The sequence below is a fragment of the Streptomyces sp. CB09001 genome, from assembly GCF_003369795.1.
Classification (GTDB): domain Bacteria; phylum Actinomycetota; class Actinomycetes; order Streptomycetales; family Streptomycetaceae; genus Streptomyces.
The window spans coordinates 5,873,956-5,891,076 of sequence record NZ_CP026730.1; the positions used below are offsets into that span (position 1 = coordinate 5,873,956).

Annotated in this window: 12 protein-coding genes and 1 pseudogene; 8 read left to right on the top strand and 5 right to left on the bottom strand. The window is 70.2% G+C overall.

From position 1 onward, the window contains the following. The first annotated feature begins 151 nt into the window (after nucleotides 1-151). Nucleotides 152-1,663: an amino acid permease gene (locus tag C4J65_RS27315; RefSeq protein ID WP_115744768.1), complete on the top strand. Its 1,512-nt coding sequence runs from the start codon at nucleotides 152-154 to the stop codon at nucleotides 1,661-1,663. 82 nt (nucleotides 1,664-1,745) lie between these two features. On the opposite strand, the gene C4J65_RS27320 is transcribed toward C4J65_RS27315, so the two are convergent. Next, entirely contained in the window at nucleotides 1,746-2,120 is a 375-nt protein-coding gene (locus C4J65_RS27320; protein ID WP_115744769.1) for an NTP pyrophosphohydrolase, read from the bottom strand. Between the two features lie 101 nt (nucleotides 2,121-2,221). Between C4J65_RS27320 and C4J65_RS27325 the strand changes: the two genes are divergently transcribed. Next, a complete protein-coding gene (locus C4J65_RS27325; protein WP_115744770.1) occupies nucleotides 2,222-3,247 on the top strand; it encodes a hypothetical protein in 1,026 nt (341 codons plus the stop codon). 54 nt (nucleotides 3,248-3,301) lie between these two features. On the opposite strand, the gene C4J65_RS27330 is transcribed toward C4J65_RS27325, so the two are convergent. Next, nucleotides 3,302-4,393, bottom strand: coding sequence for an LCP family protein (locus C4J65_RS27330; RefSeq protein ID WP_115744771.1), 1,092 nt, complete (start codon nucleotides 4,391-4,393; stop codon nucleotides 3,302-3,304). Between the two features lie 524 nt (nucleotides 4,394-4,917). On the opposite strand from C4J65_RS27330, the gene C4J65_RS27335 reads away from it, so the two are divergent. The 6 genes and pseudogenes from C4J65_RS27335 (at nucleotide 4,918) to C4J65_RS27360 (ending at nucleotide 12,348) form a co-directional block, all read left to right on the top strand. Then, entirely contained in the window at nucleotides 4,918-5,952 is a 1,035-nt protein-coding gene (locus C4J65_RS27335) for a glycosyltransferase family A protein (RefSeq protein ID WP_240330534.1), read from the top strand. Beyond that, nucleotides 5,949-7,700 carry an alpha-2,8-polysialyltransferase family protein gene (locus C4J65_RS27340; RefSeq protein WP_205351069.1) on the top strand — a complete coding sequence of 584 codons (1,752 nt, stop codon included), beginning with the start codon at nucleotides 5,949-5,951 and terminating at the stop codon, nucleotides 7,698-7,700. The genes C4J65_RS27335 and C4J65_RS27340 overlap by 4 nt, the downstream gene beginning before the upstream one ends. Nucleotides 7,701-7,802: 102 nt before the next feature. Beyond that, a pseudogene (locus C4J65_RS27345) lies at nucleotides 7,803-9,089 on the top strand (DUF6716 putative glycosyltransferase). Nucleotides 9,090-9,169: 80 nt separating this feature from the next. Beyond that, entirely contained in the window at nucleotides 9,170-10,372 is a 1,203-nt protein-coding gene (locus C4J65_RS27350) for an acylneuraminate cytidylyltransferase (protein WP_115744772.1), read from the top strand. A 3-nt stretch (nucleotides 10,373-10,375) separates the two neighbouring features. Continuing rightward, nucleotides 10,376-11,290 (top strand): N-acetylneuraminate synthase family protein, encoded by a 915-nt coding sequence (locus C4J65_RS27355; protein WP_115744773.1) that lies wholly within the window; start codon nucleotides 10,376-10,378, stop codon nucleotides 11,288-11,290. After that, a complete protein-coding gene (locus tag C4J65_RS27360) occupies nucleotides 11,290-12,348 on the top strand; it encodes a hypothetical protein (protein ID WP_115744774.1) in 1,059 nt (352 codons plus the stop codon). Before C4J65_RS27355 ends, C4J65_RS27360 begins: the two co-directional genes overlap by 1 nt. Here the strand turns inward: C4J65_RS27360 and C4J65_RS27365 are convergent. The 3 genes from C4J65_RS27365 to C4J65_RS27375 form a co-directional block, all read right to left on the bottom strand. Beyond that, entirely contained in the window at nucleotides 12,320-13,282 is a 963-nt protein-coding gene (locus tag C4J65_RS27365; RefSeq protein WP_115744775.1) for a hypothetical protein, read from the bottom strand. The genes C4J65_RS27360 and C4J65_RS27365 overlap by 29 nt on opposite strands. Before the next feature lie 378 nt (nucleotides 13,283-13,660). After that, nucleotides 13,661-15,790 carry a 3-hydroxyacyl-CoA dehydrogenase NAD-binding domain-containing protein gene (locus C4J65_RS27370; RefSeq protein ID WP_115744776.1) on the bottom strand — a complete coding sequence of 710 codons (2,130 nt, stop codon included), beginning with the start codon at nucleotides 15,788-15,790 and terminating at the stop codon, nucleotides 13,661-13,663. Beyond that, a complete protein-coding gene (locus tag C4J65_RS27375) occupies nucleotides 15,787-17,004 on the bottom strand; it encodes an acetyl-CoA C-acyltransferase (RefSeq protein ID WP_115744777.1) in 1,218 nt (405 codons plus the stop codon). The genes C4J65_RS27370 and C4J65_RS27375 overlap by 4 nt, the downstream gene beginning before the upstream one ends. Nucleotides 17,005-17,121: the final 117 nt, after the last annotated feature.

A 17,121-nucleotide genomic window follows, 5' to 3' on the forward strand; every position in this document is an offset into this window, starting at 1 on the left:
ACTCCGCAACCGCGCACTGGGCCGGATGGGCCGGTTCGACCACTCGTTGCAGTGGTGGAACCGGCCCATCCGCGTGAAATCGCCCACGCCCGGGCATACGCAGTACGCCCCCTCTCGATCATGTCGAGGACGACAAGCGTGGGAGGTCCCCGTGAGCAACACCCTCTTCAGGACCAAGAAGATCGAGCAGTCCATCCGTGACACGGAGGAACCGGAGCACGCGCTCAAGAAAACCCTGTCGGCGCTGGACCTGACCGTCTTCGGTATCGGCGTCGTCATCGGCACCGGCATCTTCGTACTGACCGGCACGGTCGCCAAGAACAACGCCGGTCCGGCCGTGGCCCTGGCCTTCGTCGTCGCCGGAGTCGTCTGCGCGCTCGCCGCGCTGTGCTACGCCGAGTTCGCCTCCACCGTCCCGGTGGCCGGCTCCGCGTACACCTTCTCCTACGCCTCGCTGGGCGAACTGCCCGCCTGGATCATCGGCTGGGACCTGGTCCTGGAGTTCGCGCTGGGGACGGCGGTGGTGGCCGTCGGCTGGTCGGGCTACATCCGCTCGCTGATGGACAACGCGGGCTGGCACATGCCCGCGGAGCTGGGCGGACGCGACGGCGCGGAAGGCTTCGGCTTCGACATCCTCGCCGCCGCCCTGGTGCTGGTGCTCACCGCCGTCCTCGTGCTCGGCATGAAGCTGTCGGCGCGGATCACCTCGCTCGTCGTCGCCATCAAGGTGGCGGTCGTCCTCATCGTCATCATCGCGGGCGCGTTCTTCATCAAGGGCGCCAACTACGACCCCTTCATCCCCGAGTCGCAGCCCGTCGAGGCGGGCGGGGGACTGCACTCACCGCTGATCCAGCTGATGTTCGGCTGGGCGCCTGCCAACTTCGGGGTGATGGGCATCTTCACGGCCGCCTCGGTCGTCTTCTTCGCCTTCATCGGCTTCGACATCGTCGCCACCGCCGCCGAGGAGACCAGGAACCCCCAGCGCGACATGCCCCGCGGCATCCTCGGCTCCCTGGTCATCTGCACCCTCCTGTACGTCGGGGTCTCGATCGTCGTCACCGGCATGCAGCACTACACCAAGCTCTCCGTGGACGCCCCCCTCGCCGACGCCTTCAAGGCCACGGGCCATCCCTTCTTCTCCGGGGTGATCAGCTTCGGCGCGGCCGTCGGCCTGACCACGGTCTGCATGATCCTGCTCCTCGGCCAGAGCCGGGTGTTCTTCGCGATGAGCCGCGACGGACTGCTGCCGCGCTTCTTCTCCCACGTCCACCCGAAGTTCCGCACCCCCTACCGGCCGACCATCCTGCTCGGCGTGGTCATCGCGATCGTCGCCGGGTTCACCAGCCTCAGCGAGCTGGCCGAGCTGGTGAACATCGGCACGCTGTTCGCCTTCGTCATCGTCGCGATCAGCGTGATCATCCTGCGCAGGACCCGGCCCGACCTGCCCCGCGCCTTCCGCACCCCGCTGGTCCCGCTGCTGCCCATCGTGTCCGTGGCGGCCTCGCTGTGGCTGATGCTGAACCTGCCCGCCGAGACCTGGGTCCGGTTCGGAATCTGGATGGCGATCGGCTTCGTCGTGTACTTCCTCTACGGCCGCACCCACAGCCGCCTGGCCCGCGGCGAGGAGACACCGGCCGACCCGGCCGAGCCGTCCGGCACGTAGCCCCACCGCTGCGCCCCGCCGAGGCCCCGCACCGGCTCAGGTGCGGGCCCCCGGACGGTGCGGCCCGGTACGCGGCCGCGTCTCAGCCGGGCCGCACCGTCCGGGGACCCGCCACCTCCGCGCCCAGCCCGGTCACCCGGCGGCGCAGTTCGCGGTCGGCCGTCACGACCAGGACGGGGCGGTCACCCGCCCGCGCGACCAGCTCGACCATGAGGTCGTCCCCGCTGCCGGGCGCGGACTCCACCCGTACGCCGGTCACCGACTCCACCCCGCGGGCCGCGCCCTCCACGACGAGCACGATGTCCACCGGCCCGGACCGCCCCGGCACCCCGTCCGCCGCCAGCCGGTCCCGCAACCGCTCCGCGGCCCCGCGCCGGTCCCGCCACCAGCCGTCGGGCACCGAGCCGACGACGTTCGCGGCGTCGACGACCACGAGCAGGGGAGCGTCGTCTTCCATGCCGTCAGGGTCGCACGCCCGGCCCTCGCCCCGCCTTCGCCCCGTCGTCGACGGCCGTACCCGCTCGCCACGGAACCGGTGCTCCCGCTTAGAGTGAACCGGTGAACGGCGACTGGCTTCTCCTCGGCCGCGACGGCCGCCTCAGTGTGTACTTCCAGGCGGACGACGCCGTCCTGTGGCGTGCCGAGAGCACACCCGCCGGGCGCTGGGAGTCCCCGCGCCGGGCCGGCGGCGACCAGGAGCTGCGTCCGGGCGGCCTCGCGGTCGGGCAGGGCGCGGACGGTTACGCCCATCTGGTCGCCTGGCAGCCCACCGGTGCCGACCGCTCCGTCCTCGTGCACGCCACGCACTACCGGCCGCTGCTCGCGCCCCTGGACTGGCAGCCGGCCGGTCACCCCAACAAGCAGGGCGACCGCACCGGACCCCCCACCGTCGCGGTCGACGCGCAGGGACGCGCCCACGTCTTCGTCCGCAACGGGGGCGGCGGCATGAGCATGGTGGCACAGCGGGAGAAGGGCGGCTGGGCGCCGTGGCGGGACCTGAGGGGCAGCCGCGTCCAGGAGTCGCCCGTGGCCGTGACGACGCGGACCGGCCTGGTCGAGCTGTACGCGCCCGTGGAGAGCGGCATCCTGCACTGGAGCCAGGAGGGGCCGGGCACCCGCATGGTGCTGGGGGAGCGCCTCAGCGCCGCGGTCCGCCCGGGCACCCTGTGCGCCCTGGCGACCTCCGCGGAGCACACGACGGTCTTCTTCACCGACGACGACACCGGCGAGCTGTGCGCCTGGCGGCCCGGCGGGAAACCCGCCTCCCTGGTGCCCGCCGCCGGCCCCGGCCCCGTGTCCGCCGTCCGTACCGTCAGGGACGGCCACGACTGCACGCTTCTCGCCCAGCGTGCGGCGGGCAGCGGCCGCGTCGCCTTCGCCGCGTACCCCTCGGAGACGGAGGAGGCCGGCGCGGCCTGGACCGAGTCGGGCCCCGCGCTGCCGGCCGACGCGACCGTGGCCCTGGCCCTGGACGCCGACGAGCGGCTGGTGGCGGCGACCCTGTCCCCGTCGACCGGACAGCTGCTGCTGACCCGACGGAAGGACGAGGCGGGGCCGGCGCTGGGGGCGTGGGGGGCGGTCTGAGCAACCGGCGGAACCGACGGGCCGAACCGGGGGACCAGGCCCACCCTCGGTGCATCAGGAAGTCTTGCCGCCCGCGGGGGACTTCTTCGCCGACTCCGGGACGTCCTCGTCGCTGTGGATCGCCTTCCACAGGGTGGACGCCTGCGGCTCGGCGGACACCACCCGGTTCGGGTCGATCCTGTCGTACGCCACCGGCAGCATGATGGTCTCCATCGTGGACGGGTCGACCCCGTTCAGGCTGCGGCCGAAGTCCGCCAGTGCGGTGAGCGAGGCGAGTTCGGAGTCGGTGGTCAGTGCCGCGGTGAGCGTGTCGGCGATCTTGTACGTCTTGGTCGGGCTGCCCAGCAGATCCTGCTTCTTGATCTCGCTCAGCAGGGCGATCATGAATTCCTGCTGGAGCCCGATCCGCCCGAGGTCGCTGCCGTCACCGACGCCGTGCCGGGTGCGCACGAAGGCCAGCGAGTCCGTGCCGTTCAGCTTGTGCGTGCCGGCGGTCAGGTCGAGCCCGCTGGACTTGTCGTGGATGTCCTGGTCGACGGTGACGGTGACGCCGCCTATCGCGTCCACCAGGTCCTTGAAGCCCGCGAAGTCGATCTCCACGTAGTGGTCCATGCGGACCCCGGACATCTTCTCCACCGTCTTGACCACGCAGGCCGGACCGACCTGCGAGTAGACGGAGTTGAACATCACACGCTCGGCCGAGGCCACCTCGGAGCCGTCCGGCTTGGTGCACTCGGGCCGGGTCACCAGCGTGTCGCGCGGGATGCTGACGGCGACGGCCTCCTTGCGTCCCTCGGGGATGTGCATCACCAGCGCGGTGTCCGAGCGGGCTCCCGCGACCTTGCCGGTGTTCAACTCGGCGTTGTCGCCCGCGCGCGAGTCGGAGCCGAGGATCAGGATGTTCTGCCCGGAGGTGGGGAGCTTCTCCGGCCGGTCCTTGCCGATCGCGTCGTTGATGTCGACGCCGTCGATGTTCCCGTTGAGGTCGCTGTAGAGCCAGTAGGCGGTGCCGGCCGCGGCAAGCACGAGCACCACGAGGGACAGCAGGACGATACGGCCCCACCGGCGTCGGCCGCGTTCACGGCCGCGGCGCCCACCGCGCGGTGGCGTGGAGCTGGAACGCGGCGTCGTCGAGACGTGGCTCATCCTGCCTGGGTCCTCACTGGTCGTGCCCCTGGGGGCTGCGCTTATGGGAGTGGGGACTCGGGGTGGGGGGTTGAGCCGGTCCGTACTGCCTGACTGAGCCTGAACTATAAGCATCCGTCCGATCGTTTGTGCGGAGAGTGTGATGTCGTCGTGACCTTTCTGCGCTTCCGGACGTGGGGTGACCCGTTCCCTTATCGCCTGCTGATCTCTCCCGACTCCTGCTTCACCGCTACGAGCAGGCAAATTTACGGACAAACGGTGACGTCTGGGGGTCTTGGTTTGGATCACTTCTGGACAAGAAGTTGAAAGTGATGTGAATATTCGGTGAGTGGCAGTGTTGCGTGCAAGGGGGTGCACCATGCGTGCCGAGGGGGCTGAGGTGCGGTTCGACGATGACAGTGCTGTCGAGTACGACCCCGCTGTTGATGTTGTGAATCCGCCGACCGGCAAGTGCCCGGCTGGCCCTGAGGTCATGGAGTCGAGGCACCGCCGGTGAAACTTTCCGTCATCGTGCCGATTACAACGTGCGCGACTACTGCGCCACGGCGCTCAAGTCCCTGGCGCTCAACGCCCGCGGCGACTTCGAGTTCATCGTTGTCGACGACTGCTCCACCGACGGCACCTTCGAGATCCTGCAGCGCGAGATACGCAAGGTTCCGGGCGGAGTACTCCACCAGAATCCGCAGAACTCGGGCATCTCGTACACCCGTAACGCGGGTCTGCGCATGGCCCGGGGAAGGTACGTCGTGTTCCTCGACGGCGACGACTGGTTCGCGCCCGGCTACCTGAGCCAGCTCGTCGCGGCGATCGAGCACTTCGGCTGCGACTTCGTCCGGACCGACCACGTCCGCGTCGTCGGACGCAAGAGGGAGATCGTCCGCTCGCCGCAGGCCGTGCGCAACACCATGCTCGCGCCGATCCGTTCGATCATGCCGGCCGACGCCTCGACGATGGTCGACTATCCACTGGTCTGGGCCGGCATATTCGACCGCGAGCTGCTCGCGCGCCGCGGGCTGCTGTTCTTCGACGAGAAGCTCCGCACCGCCGAGGACCGGATGTGGACCTGGCGCCTGCACCTGTACACGAGCTCCTACGTGGCCGTCGACCTGGCGGGCATCTTCTACCGGCGGGACGTCAGCACGTCCCTCACCCGGATCCCCGACGAGCGGCAGCTCGACTTCGTCCCGTGCTTCGAGCAGGTGGCGCACGAGGTGTCGGCCCACCCCTGGGGCGCTCAGATCCTGCCCAAGGTGATCCGTACCTTCTGCGCCATGATGGCCATTCACCTCGACCGGGCCGACACGTACGAGCCGGACGTCAGGGCCCTGCTCAAGAGCCGGGTCTCCCAGGCCCTCGACGGACTGCACCAGCCCCTGCTGGAGCGGACGCTCGAGGAGATGGGCGAGCGCCGGGCCAAGCTCATCAACTCCGTACGGGGCGGCGCCCCGGTCCCGCCCGCGCCGTCCGTCCAGGAACCCGCCGCGCCGCAGCGGTCCGAGTACCTGCGCCAGGTACCCGCCCCCGGGGCGAACCGGTACCGGGTCGGAGCACCGGCATGATGACGCAGATCTTCGTCGCCTCCACCCTCTACGGGGCCCTGACCCTTGCCGCGGCGATCGACTCCGGGCAGTTCGGTCCGCCCGGCAGTGCCCGCCGCATCCTCGTCGTGTGCACCAACACCGACATCCCGGAGGTCACCACTCCGCTCGACGCCATGCAGGGCTTCGGACCGCTGCGCTCGCGCTTCGACGTTGTGATCTCGTGGAACGAGGTGATCTACCCGTACCACCCCAGCATGTGGGATCCGCGCGGCGAGGACGTGCCGATGTGGCGTGAACTGCTCGGTCTGCGTTGGCAGATCGGGTACGGGCCGCTGGAGCTCGTCGTCGAGTCCATCCAGGTCAAGCCCGCGCTTACCTTCTGCAAGATCTTCCGGGACGCGCGGATCACGGTGTACGCCGACGGTCTGATGACATACGGCCCCACCCGCAACGCGCTGCCGCGCGACGTGCACACGCGTATCCGGCGCACCCTGTACCTGGACCTCGTCCCCGGCATGCGACCACTGCTGCTCAGCGAGTACCGCGTGCCCCCGGAGCCGGTCGAACCGGGCGCGGTCCAGCGTGTCTTCGCGGAGCTCGGCGAGCAGTGCGCCTCGGCGCTGGCCTCGGTGATCCCGGCGCACTTCCCCTCCGGCCCCGGGGGCGCGGCGATGCTGCTCGGGCAGTATCTGTCCAGTCTGGGAATCCTCACCGAGGAGGAAGAAGAGGGCCTGCACCTGCGGATGTTCGAGGCGGCGGTCGAGCTCGGCTTCACCTCCGTGCTGTTCAAGCCGCACCCGAGCGCGCCACAGAGCCTGACCGACTCCCTGGTGCAGCGCGCCCGGGAGGCGGACATCGACCTGCTGGTGCTGGAAACCCCCCTGCTCGCCGAGGCGGTGTACGGATACGTCCGGCCCGTCGTCGTGATCGGCTGCTTCTCCACGGCCCTGTTCACCGCACGCGCCGTGTACGGCATCCCGGCCGCCGCCGTGGGTGCCCGCGAGGTGCTGCGCAAGCTGCGCCCGTACCCCAACAGCAACCGCATCCCCATCACCATCTGCGAGGTGGCGCTGCCGGACCTTGAGGGCAACGGCTTCTCCGCTCCCGACCTGCTCGGCAATCCCGCCTGGGTGCGCGACGAACTCGCCGAGTACGTCGCCACGGTCGGCTACTGCATGCAGCCGGAGCGCAACCCGCACCTGCGGGACCGGGCGGTGGCGTACGTGGGACGCGTCCTGCCGCAGATGGAGGTGCGCCCCGCGCTGCGGATGCACTTCAAACCGGACCTGCTGTACAAGCTCTCCCTGCCGGGCGCCCCCTCCGAGGCGGAGATGCGGGCTCTGGAGGCGGCCAAGAAGTCGCAGAAGGGCGCGGGCACCGCCAAGGACGCGCCGCTCCAGGAGGAGGTGACGATCGGTTCGTTCACGGAGCACCTGGAGGCCGGTGAACTCGACGCCGCGCGCCGTATCGGCGAGCAGATCCTCAAGGAACGCAAACAGCTGGACGTCCTGATCGGGATGGCGCGGATCTTCGTCCTGACGGAGGAGGTGGAGCAGGCGAAGCGCATGCTCTCCCTCGCCGCCATGACGGGCGACGAACGGGCGATGACCTGGATCAAGATCGCGGAGGTGGCCGCTCTGATGGGACGGCAGGGCAAGTCGCTGAGGGTCTTCGCGGCGCAGGAGGCGCTGCGGATCAACCCCGAATCCGGCGCGGCGGCACGGCTGGTGAAGGCACGGGGGCCCGCAAGGCGGCCAAGGTACTGACCGTCGGGTGAGGCGGACGGCACGCCGTGGTCCTCAGACCCGGACCATCCCGCGTGCCGGTGGAACAAGTGACGGACGAAGACGATCGAAACGGCAGAGGCGATGCGCATTCACGTACTCGCCGACTCCGATACCCGATGGAAGTGGGGTGGCGAGTTGGCACAGCGACTGCACCCCTATCCCGAGCTGCACGCGCACATGCTCAACGGCCGGTCCACTCCGACGGCGCGCCAGATGGCGGAGGTCGGGATCCGCACGGCCTCCATCTCGCACTCCTCCGTGGCCGAGTTCGTCACCGACCCGGAACTCGCGCACGCCGACGTGCTGATCGTGGGGAGCGTGGGCGGCACGACGCAGGCCGTACTGCACGGTCTGGCCCGCGCGTTCGGCGATGCCCCGCGCCGCCCGACCGTCGTCACCGGCTACGTCGGCGTGGTCTACGAGAACCTGACGACGGCCTGCTGCTGCGGGCCGGCGCCGACGTCGTCCTGGCCAACAGCCCGTTCGACGCACGCCGCTTCCGTGAGATCTACCGCGACCTCGGCATCGGGGAGCACTGCGTCGTCCAGACCGCACTGCCCTTCCTCGCCGACCACGTGTACGACCCCGCGCGCACCGGCGCCACCCACCCCTTCACCGTCACGTTCGCGGTCCAGCCCTCCGTGCCCGAGGACCGGGAGGGGCGGCTCTACGTACTGCGGCGCGCCATCCAGCACGCCAGGCTGCGCCCGGGGCGCGAGGTGCTGATCAAGCTGCGGTCCAAGCCGGGCGAGCAGACCACCCACATCGAGGCGTACCACTACGAGACCCTGCGCCGAGCAGCTGGACGAACCGCTGCCGCCCAACCTGCACTTTGTGTACGGCAACATGGGCGAGGTCCTGGACCGCACCGACCTCATGGTGACCGTCAGCTCGACCGCGGCCCTGGAGTCGATGCACCGCGGCATCCCCACGGCCATCCTCAGCGACCTCGGGGTGCGCGAGCCGCACGGCAACCACTACTTCACCGGCTCGGGCTGCGTCGTCTCGTGGAACGAGATCGACGAGGACGCCCTGCCGTACGCCCGGACGGGATGGCTGGAGGAACAGGGCATCCTGGCCCGGGACCCGTACGCACAGCTCCGCGACCGGGTCGTCGGGCTGGTCAACGCGCCCGCGCTGCCGCCCATCCAGCCGTACTACACCATGCAGAACGCCCCCGGCTATCTCCCCAAACTGCTGGCCCGGAGAGGGCTGGACCCGGGCGGTGAACCGCTGCCCCACGCCGCGGCCGCCGGCCGGGGCCGGCACGGACTCCTCACCCGGGCCTCCCGGAAGGCGCTGCGCCGCGCCTACCGGTTCGGAGTCCAGAACGTGGCTCCGCGCATCCAGCGCTGGGGCGGTCTGTAGACCCGCCCGGCCATCCACCGCGCTCCTCCCCCCGCAGCACATCCACCCGCCTGAACGAACGACGCGACATGAGGTCCGCTATGCCCGCATATCCACCAGAATGCACGGTGACCGCCGTGATCCCCGCCCGCGGCGGTTCCAAGGGGATCCCCGGCAAGAACCTCGCCCGCGTGGCGGGCGTCTCGCTGGTCGGACGCGCCGTGAACGCCTGCCTGCGGGCGCGCCGGGTGACACGTGTCGTGGTCTCCACGGATGCCGAGGACATCGCCGCCGAGGCACGTCGGCACGGTGCCGAAGTGGTGCTGCGCCCGGCCGAACTGGCGTCGGACACCGCGTCCAGCGAATCCGCGTTGCTGCATGCCCTGGACACCGTCGAGGAACGGCACGGCGAGTTCACCGACGTCCTGCTCTTCGTCCAGGCCACCAGCCCCTTCCTGGCCACCGAGGACATCGAGGGCGTGGTGTCCGCCGTGCTCGACGGCGGTGCCGACTCCGCCTTCACGGCCTCTCCCTTCCACGGGTTCGTGTGGCGCGGTGTCCGCGACGGTGACCCGCCCGCCCTCCTGTACGCACAGGGCGTCAATCACGACAGCGCCGAGCGGCTGCGGCGCCAGGACCGTCCCGAGGAGTTCCTGGAGACCGGCGCGGCCTACGCGATGAGAGCCCGGGGATTCAGGGACAAGGGGCACCGCTTCTTCGGCAACGTCGCGGCCGTACCGGTCGACCCGGCGCGCACTCTGGAGATCGACGACCCCGCGGACCTGGAGCGGGCCCGAGCGATGGCGTCCGGGAACGGGACGTCCGCCTTCCCGACGATCGAGGACGTGGACGCGGTCGTCCTGGACTTCGACGGCACGCAGACCGACGACCGGGTGTGGATCGACGCCGACGGCAGGGAGACGGTCGTCGTCCACCGGGGGGACGGCATGGGGATCTCCCGACTCCGCCGGGCGGGCGTACCGGTCCTCATCCTCTCCAGCGAGACCAACCCCGTGGTCGCGGCCAGGGCACGCAAGCTCGGTATCCCCGTCATCCACGGCGTGCAGAGCAAGGACGTCGAACTGACCAAGTGGTACGAGACCGAGGGGATCGCCCCCGAGCGGATCCTCTACGCGGGCAACGACGTCAACGACCTGCCCTGCTTCGAACTTGTCGGCTGGCCCATCGCCGTGGCCGACGCCCACGACATCGTCCGTGAACGAGCACGCGCCGTGACCACGTCACGCGGGGGCCACGGCGTTGTCCGCGAAATAGCAGCACACCTTCTTGGAAAGGCTCTTTGAACCATGCACTACCCCCGTATCCGCACGATCGGTTCCCGCGCAGTCGGTCAGGGCGCACCGACGTACGTCATCGGCGAGATCGGCATCAACCACAACGGCGAGCTGGACAACGCGTTCAAGCTGATCGACGCCGCCGCCGGGGCCGGCCGCGACGCCGTCAAGTTCCAGAAGCGCACCCCGGAGATCTGCACCCCGCGCGACCAGTGGGACATCGAGCGCGACACCCCCTGGGGCCGGATGACGTACATCGACTACCGCCACCGCGTGGAGTTCGGCGAGGACGAGTACCGGCAGATCGACGACTACTGCAAGTCCAAGAACATCGACTGGTTCGCCTCCCCGTGGGACACCGAGGCCGTCGCCTTCCTGGAGAAGTTCGACGTGCCGACCCACAAGGTCGCCTCCGCCTCGCTGACCGACGACGAGCTGCTGCGTGCCCTGCGCGCCACGGGCAAGACGGTCATCCTCTCCACCGGCATGTCCACCCCGAAGCAGATCCGCCACGCGGTCGAGGTCCTCGGCAGCGACAACATCGTGCTGCTGCACGCCACGTCCACCTACCCGGCGCAGGCCGAGGAGCTGAACCTGCGCGTGATCAACACGCTGGAGCGGGAGTACCCGAACGTCCCGATCGGCTACTCCGGCCACGAGATCGGCCTGCAGACCACGCTGGCGGCGGTCGCGCTCGGGGCCTGCGTGGTGGAGCGCCACATCACCCTCGACCGCGCCATGTGGGGCTCGGACCAGGCCGCCTCCGTCGAGCCGCAGGGCCTGACCCGCCTGGTGCGCGACATCCGCGCCATCGAGGCCTCCCTCGGCGACGGCGTCAAGAAGGTCTACGACTCCGAGCTGGGCCCGATGAAGAAGCTGCGCCGGGTCGCGGGCGTGGTCGCCGAATCGGTGGCGCAGGTCGCGTGATGAGAACCCTCGCCCTGGTGGAGAGCCCTGCCCAGCTGCTGAACGTGGCGGAATGGGCGTACTTCGACCACCAGGGCGGGGGCGCCGCCGTGGACGTGGCGGTCCTGCTTCCCCTGGATCCGTGGTCCAGGGTGCAGCTGGTCCGGGTCGGGGAGCTGGCCACGGACAGCGGGCTGGTCATCACACCCTTCGAGGTGAGGTCCGGCACGGTCGGCCGGATACGCCGGATCGGCGCCGTCCGCAGACTGGTCGCACAGGCCGAACGACTGGTCGTCGGCGACCTGTTCTCCGGCATGGTGCAGACGCTGCTGCCCTCCGCGAAGGCCAGGGAACTGGTCATCGTCGACGACGGGACGGCCACCACGGAGTTCGTGCGCATCATGGCCGAGGGCCGCAGCCTGGCCCGCTGGCACCAGCAGGCCGGTTCGGCGGGACGCGGCAGCCGGGCCCTGGACTGGCTGTCCGCGCCCTCGCTGCAAAGGTCCCTGTTCACCTCCATGGACGTCGCCGCGCCGCCCGGCATCCGGGTCGTGCCCAACGACTACGCGTGGACCCGGAGACGCTTCGCCCGCCCGACGGTCCGCACCGGCGCCGACCTGCTCGGCACCTCCCTGGCCGAGACCGGCATCGTGAGCGAGGAGCGGTACCTGCAGGCCGTGAGCGCCGTTGTGCGCGCACGGGGTGTCGGCCGGTACATGGCCCACCGCAAGGAGAGCCGCGAGAAGCTCCGGCGCATCTCGGCCGGCACCGGCGTGATGGTGCTGCGCCCCGATCTGCCGCTGGAACTGATGGCGGCGCAGGGGCCCGTCGGGCACACCCTTCTGACCTTCCCCTCGACCGTCGCCCACACGCTGCCGATCGTCCTGCGCGGCACGGGTGTCCAGGTGGAGATCTGCGAGGTCCACGAGTCGTGGTTCACCTCGCACACGACGCCGCATGCCGCCGACTTCCTGCGGGCCATGACGGAGTCCGCGAAGGTGCGGCACGGACTGCCCAGCATGCGCCCGGACTTCGGTCAGGGACCGGGCTTCACAGCCGGCGCCACTGCCCCAGGGTGAGCTCGGAGGACGACGACTGGCGGGTCACGTACGGGGAACCGTCGGTGGAGACCATGGCCAGGACGATGCGGCCGAGCCCGTCGAGGGCGAGCGCGGGGGCGCCGACGCAGGGACGGCCGATGTCGGCCCACTGCACGCCCCACTCCTCGGCGTTGGTGACGAAGGCACCGAAGATCGGGCTGCCGGCCACTCCCCGGTGGGCGAGGACCGTGCAGTCCTGCCCCTCGATCGTGGTGCGCAGAGCCGACGGCGCGTCACCGCCCGGGGCACCGCCGATCTGTACGACCGATCCGTTGGGGCGGATGGCCAGCAGCCCGGAGGAGTACGCGTCGGCCGCGTAGTACGTCAGCTGGTCCTCGGACGTCTCCAGGGCCACTCCGGTGCCCGGGACCAGCGTCACGGCGAAATCCTCACGACGTTCGAACTCCCCGCCGAGAACCGCCTGTTGCCAATGGTGGGCGGGCTTCTCCGACGCCGCCAGGACGCCGATGCGCCCCTTGGAGGTCACACCGACGGTGAGGCCCTCGTGCAGGGCGCTGCCGCGCAGATCCTGCCAGGCCCGCCACTTGCCGGACTTGTCCTCGTGACGCAGGTGCAGGCCCCGGCCCGCGTTGCGGGCGAAGACGTGCAGGGTTCCGGCGGTGTCGACGGCACCCGTCGGATACCCCAGCCGGGGGTGCCGGTCGTCCGTGTCCTTGTAGGGATTGGCCAGAGCGCGCCAGTCGTTGAGCGGTCGGCCGGACTGGTACTGCATGGTGTACATCAGGTCGGTGAGGGCGCGGCCGTCCTCGCGCCGCCGGGTGCGGTGGGCGAGGAAGTGCAGGTAGCGGTTGGCGCCTTGGGTGATCGACACATGGCTCAGTCCCGGCGGCAGGGGAAGGATCTCCGGACCCAGCCACTCGGGGCCGCCGGGGAGCTCCTCCGTCCATCGCATCAGGGTGCCGGCTCCCAGGACGAGCAGGCTGAGACGCCCGTCCGCGCCAAGGGTGACCCACTGCCCTTCGACCGGGCTCTGCGCGCCCGCACCCGAAGACCCCGGGGCCGGAGCCTCGGCTCGGGGTGCGCGCCGCGCACTCTTCGCCCTTCCCCGCATGATGTGTTGTTGTCCTTCCGCTGCCCGGATTGGCCCCCAGAAAAGCGACCGGGATCGGCACATTGTATGACGTGAGCGTTTCTATAACGTCACATTGTCTCCACATTGTGATCGATCTCCGGTTTCCCTTTCCACGGGAGTTCTTCGGCGGCTCCCGCGGAAAGGCCGGTGCCCGGCACACCGAAAGGCGTGCCGGGCACCGGGGGGACCCTGTCCGCGTCAGGCCGGAACCGACGCCACCCCCGCCTCCAGGAACCGCTTCCCGGTCACCCGCTCCGAGACGCCCTCGCGGTCCAGGTACGGCGTGATGCCGCCCAGGTGGAAGGGCCAGCCGGCGCCGGTGATCAGGCAGAGGTCGATGTCCTGGGCCTCGGCGACGACGCCCTCGTCGAGCATCAGGCCGATCTCCTGGGCCACCGCGTCGAGCACCCGGGCCCGCACCTGCTCCTCGGACAGGACGGTGTCGCCCTGCTTGAGGAGGGCGGCGACCTCCGGGTCCAGCTCCGGCTTCCCGCTGTCGTAGACGTAGAAGCCGCGCTTGCCCGCCTCCACGACCGCCTTCAGGTTCGGGGAGACGGTGAAGCGCTCGGGGAAGGCCCGGTTGAGGGTCTCCGAGACGTGCAGGCCGATGGCCGGGCCGACCAGTTCGAGGAGGACCAGCGGGGACATCGGCAGGCCGAGCGGCTCCACCGCCTGCTCCGCGACCGGCACCGGCGTGCCCTCGTCGATGACGTTCTGGATCTCGCCCATGAAGCGGGTCAGGATGCGGTTGACCACGAACGCCGGGGCGTCCTTGACCAGGACCGCGGTCTTCTTCAGCTTCTTGGCGACACCGAACGCCGTGGCCAGCGAGGCCTCGTCGGTCTGCTCGCCGCGGACGATCTCCAGGAGGGGAAGGATCGCGACCGGGTTGAAGAAGTGGAAGCCGACGACCCGCTCGGGGTGCTTCAGCTTCGACGCCATCTCCGAGACGGAGAGGGAGGAGGTGTTCGTGGCCAGGATCGCGTGCGCCGGGGCGACCGCCTCGACCTCGGCGAAGACCTTCTGCTTGACGCCCATCTCCTCGAAGACGGCCTCGATGACGAAGTCGGCGTCCGCGAAGCCCTCGGCCTTGTCCAGGACGCCGGTCACCAGGGCCTTGAGGCGGTTCGCCTTGTCCTGGTTGACACGGCCCTTGCCGAGCAGCTTGTCGATCTCGGCGTGGACGTAGCCCACGCCCTTGTCGACGCGCTCCTGGTCGATGTCGGTGAGGACGACCGGGACCTCCAGGCGGCGCAGGAAGAGCAGCGCGAGCTGGGAGGCCATCAGGCCGGCGCCCACCACGCCCACCTTGGTGACCGGGCGGGCCAGCGACTTGTCCGGGGCGCCCGCGGGACGCTTGCCGCGCTTCTGGACCAGGTTGAAGGCATAGATGCCGGAGCGCAGTTCGCCGCCCATGATGAGGTCGGCGAGGGCCTGGTCCTCGGCGTCGTAGCCCTGCTGGAGGTCGCCGTTCTTGGCGGCGGCGATGATGTCCAGGGCGCGGTAGGCGGCGGGGGCGGCGCCGTGCACCTTGCCGTCGGCGATGAAGCGGCCCTTGGCGACGGCCTGGTCCCAGGCCTCGCCGCGGTCGATCAGCGGACGCTCGACGGTGATCTCGCCCTTGAGGACGGACGCCGTCCACAGCAGCGACTGCTCCAGGAAGTCCGCGCCCTCGAAGATCGCGTCCGCGATGCCGAGTTCGTGGACCTGTGCGCCCTTGAGCTGCTTGTTCTGGTTGAGGCTGTTCTCGATGATCACCGAGACGGCCTTGTCGGCGCCGATCAGGTTCGGCAGCAGCGTGCAGCCGCCCCAGCCGGGGACCAGACCGAGGAAGACCTCGGGGAGGGAGAAGGCGGGGAGCGCCGCGGACACCGTGCGGTAGGTGCAGTGCAGGCCGATCTCCACACCGCCGCCCATGGCCGCGCCGTTGTAGTACGCGAAGGACGGCACCGCGAGGTTCGCCAGGCGCTTGAGGACGTCGTGGCCGCCCTTGCCGATGGCCAGCGCGTCCTCGTGCCGCTTGAGCAGCTCGACGCCCTTGAGGTCGGCCCCGACGGCGAAGATGAACGGCTTGCCGGTGACGCCGACGCCGACGATGTCGCCGTCCGCGGCCTCCTTCTCGACCTGGTCGAGGGCGGCGTCGATGTTCGCCAGCGACTGCGGGCCCAGCGTGGTCGGCTTGGTGTGGTCGTGGCCGTTGTCCAGGGTGATCAGGGCGAAGCGCCCCGCGCCCAGGGGCAGGTCGAAGTGGCGTACGTGCGCCTGCGTGACGACCTCGCCGGGGAACAGCTCGGCCGCACCCTTCAGCAGCTCTGCGGTGGTGCTCACTTGTCCCCCTCGAAGTGCGGGTTCTCCCAGATGACCGTCGCGCCCATGCCGAAGCCGACGCACATGGTGGTCAGGCCGTAGCGGACGTGCGGCTGCTCCTCGAACTGGCGGGCCAGCTGCGTCATCAGCCGGACGCCCGAGGAGGCCAGCGGGTGGCCGAAGGCGATGGCGCCGCCGTACTGGTTGACGCGCGCGTCGTCGTCGGCGATGCCGTAGTGCTCCAGGAACGCGAGGACCTGGACGGCGAAGGCCTCGTTGATCTCGAACAGGCCGATGTCGGAGATCGACAGGCCCGCCTGCGCGAGTGCCTTCTCCGTGGCCGGGATCGGGCCGTAGCCCATGACCTCCGGCTCGACGCCCGCGAAGGAGTACGCGACCAGGCGCATCTTCACGGGGAGGTTGTTCTCGCGGGCGAAGTTCTCGCTCGCGATCAGGGAGGCGGTCGCGCCGTCGTTCAGACCGGCCGCGTTGCCCGCCGTGACCCGGCCGTGCACGCGGAACGGCGTCTTCAGGCCCGCAAGGTTCTCCAGCGTGGTGCCCGGGCGCATCGGCTCGTCGGCGGTGACCAGGCCCCAGCCCGTCTCACCGGCCTCTTCGTTGGTGCGGCGCACCGAGACCGGCACCAGGTCGGCCTGGATCTGGCCGTTGGCGTACGCCTTGGCGGCCTTCTCCTGCGAGCGCACGGCGTACTCGTCGGCGCGCTGCTTGGTGATGCTCGGGTAGCGGTCGTGCAGGTTCTCGGCGGTCATGCCCATGAACAGGGCGGACTCGTCGACCAGCTTCTCGCTGACGAACCGCGGGTTCGGGTCCACGCCCTCGCCCATCGGGTGGCGGCCCATGTGCTCGACACCGCCCGCGATCGCGACGTCGTACGCGCCGAAGGCCACCGAACCGGCCACCGAGGTGACGGCGGTGAGGGCGCCCGCGCACATGCGGTCGATGGAGTAGCCCGGGACCGAGGTGGGCAGGCCCGCCAGGATGCCGGCGGTGCGGCCGATGGTCAGGCCCTGGTCGCCGATCTGCGTGGTCGCGGCGACGGCGACCTCGTCGATCTTCTTGGGGTCGAGACCGGGGTTGCGGCGCAGCAGCTCCCGGATCGCCTTCACGACCAGGTCGTCGGCGCGGGTCTCGTGGTAGACGCCCTTCGGGCCCGCCTTGCCGAACGGGGTGCGGACGCCGTCGACGAAGACGACGTCCCTGACGGTACGAGGCACGATGGCTCTCCTCCAGGGTGCGGGATGGCACTGCTGCGGCACGCATGCACTGAGCGCGCGCTCAGCCCCCATGCTACTTATGAGTAACGTAGCTGCCCAGTCCCCCCGGCGGGAGCG

Bases quoted from the DNA above. Each gene is read 5' to 3' on its own strand.
- C4J65_RS27330 (WP_115744771.1), bottom strand. From the start codon at position 4,393: ATGAGCCACGTCTCGACGACGCCGCGTTCCAGCTCCACGCCACCGCGC.
- C4J65_RS27365 (WP_115744775.1), bottom strand. From the start codon at position 13,282: ATGCGATGGACGGAGGAGCTCCCCGGCGGCCCCGAGTGGCTGGGTCCG.
- C4J65_RS27340 (WP_205351069.1), top strand. From the start codon at position 5,949: ATGATGACGCAGATCTTCGTCGCCTCCACCCTCTACGGGGCCCTGACC.
- C4J65_RS27355 (WP_115744773.1), top strand. From the start codon at position 10,376: ATGCACTACCCCCGTATCCGCACGATCGGTTCCCGCGCAGTCGGTCAG.
- C4J65_RS27350 (WP_115744772.1), top strand. From the start codon at position 9,170: ATGCCCGCATATCCACCAGAATGCACGGTGACCGCCGTGATCCCCGCC.
- C4J65_RS27360 (WP_115744774.1), top strand. From the start codon at position 11,290: ATGAGAACCCTCGCCCTGGTGGAGAGCCCTGCCCAGCTGCTGAACGTG.
- C4J65_RS27320 (WP_115744769.1), bottom strand. From the start codon at position 2,120: ATGGAAGACGACGCTCCCCTGCTCGTGGTCGTCGACGCCGCGAACGTC.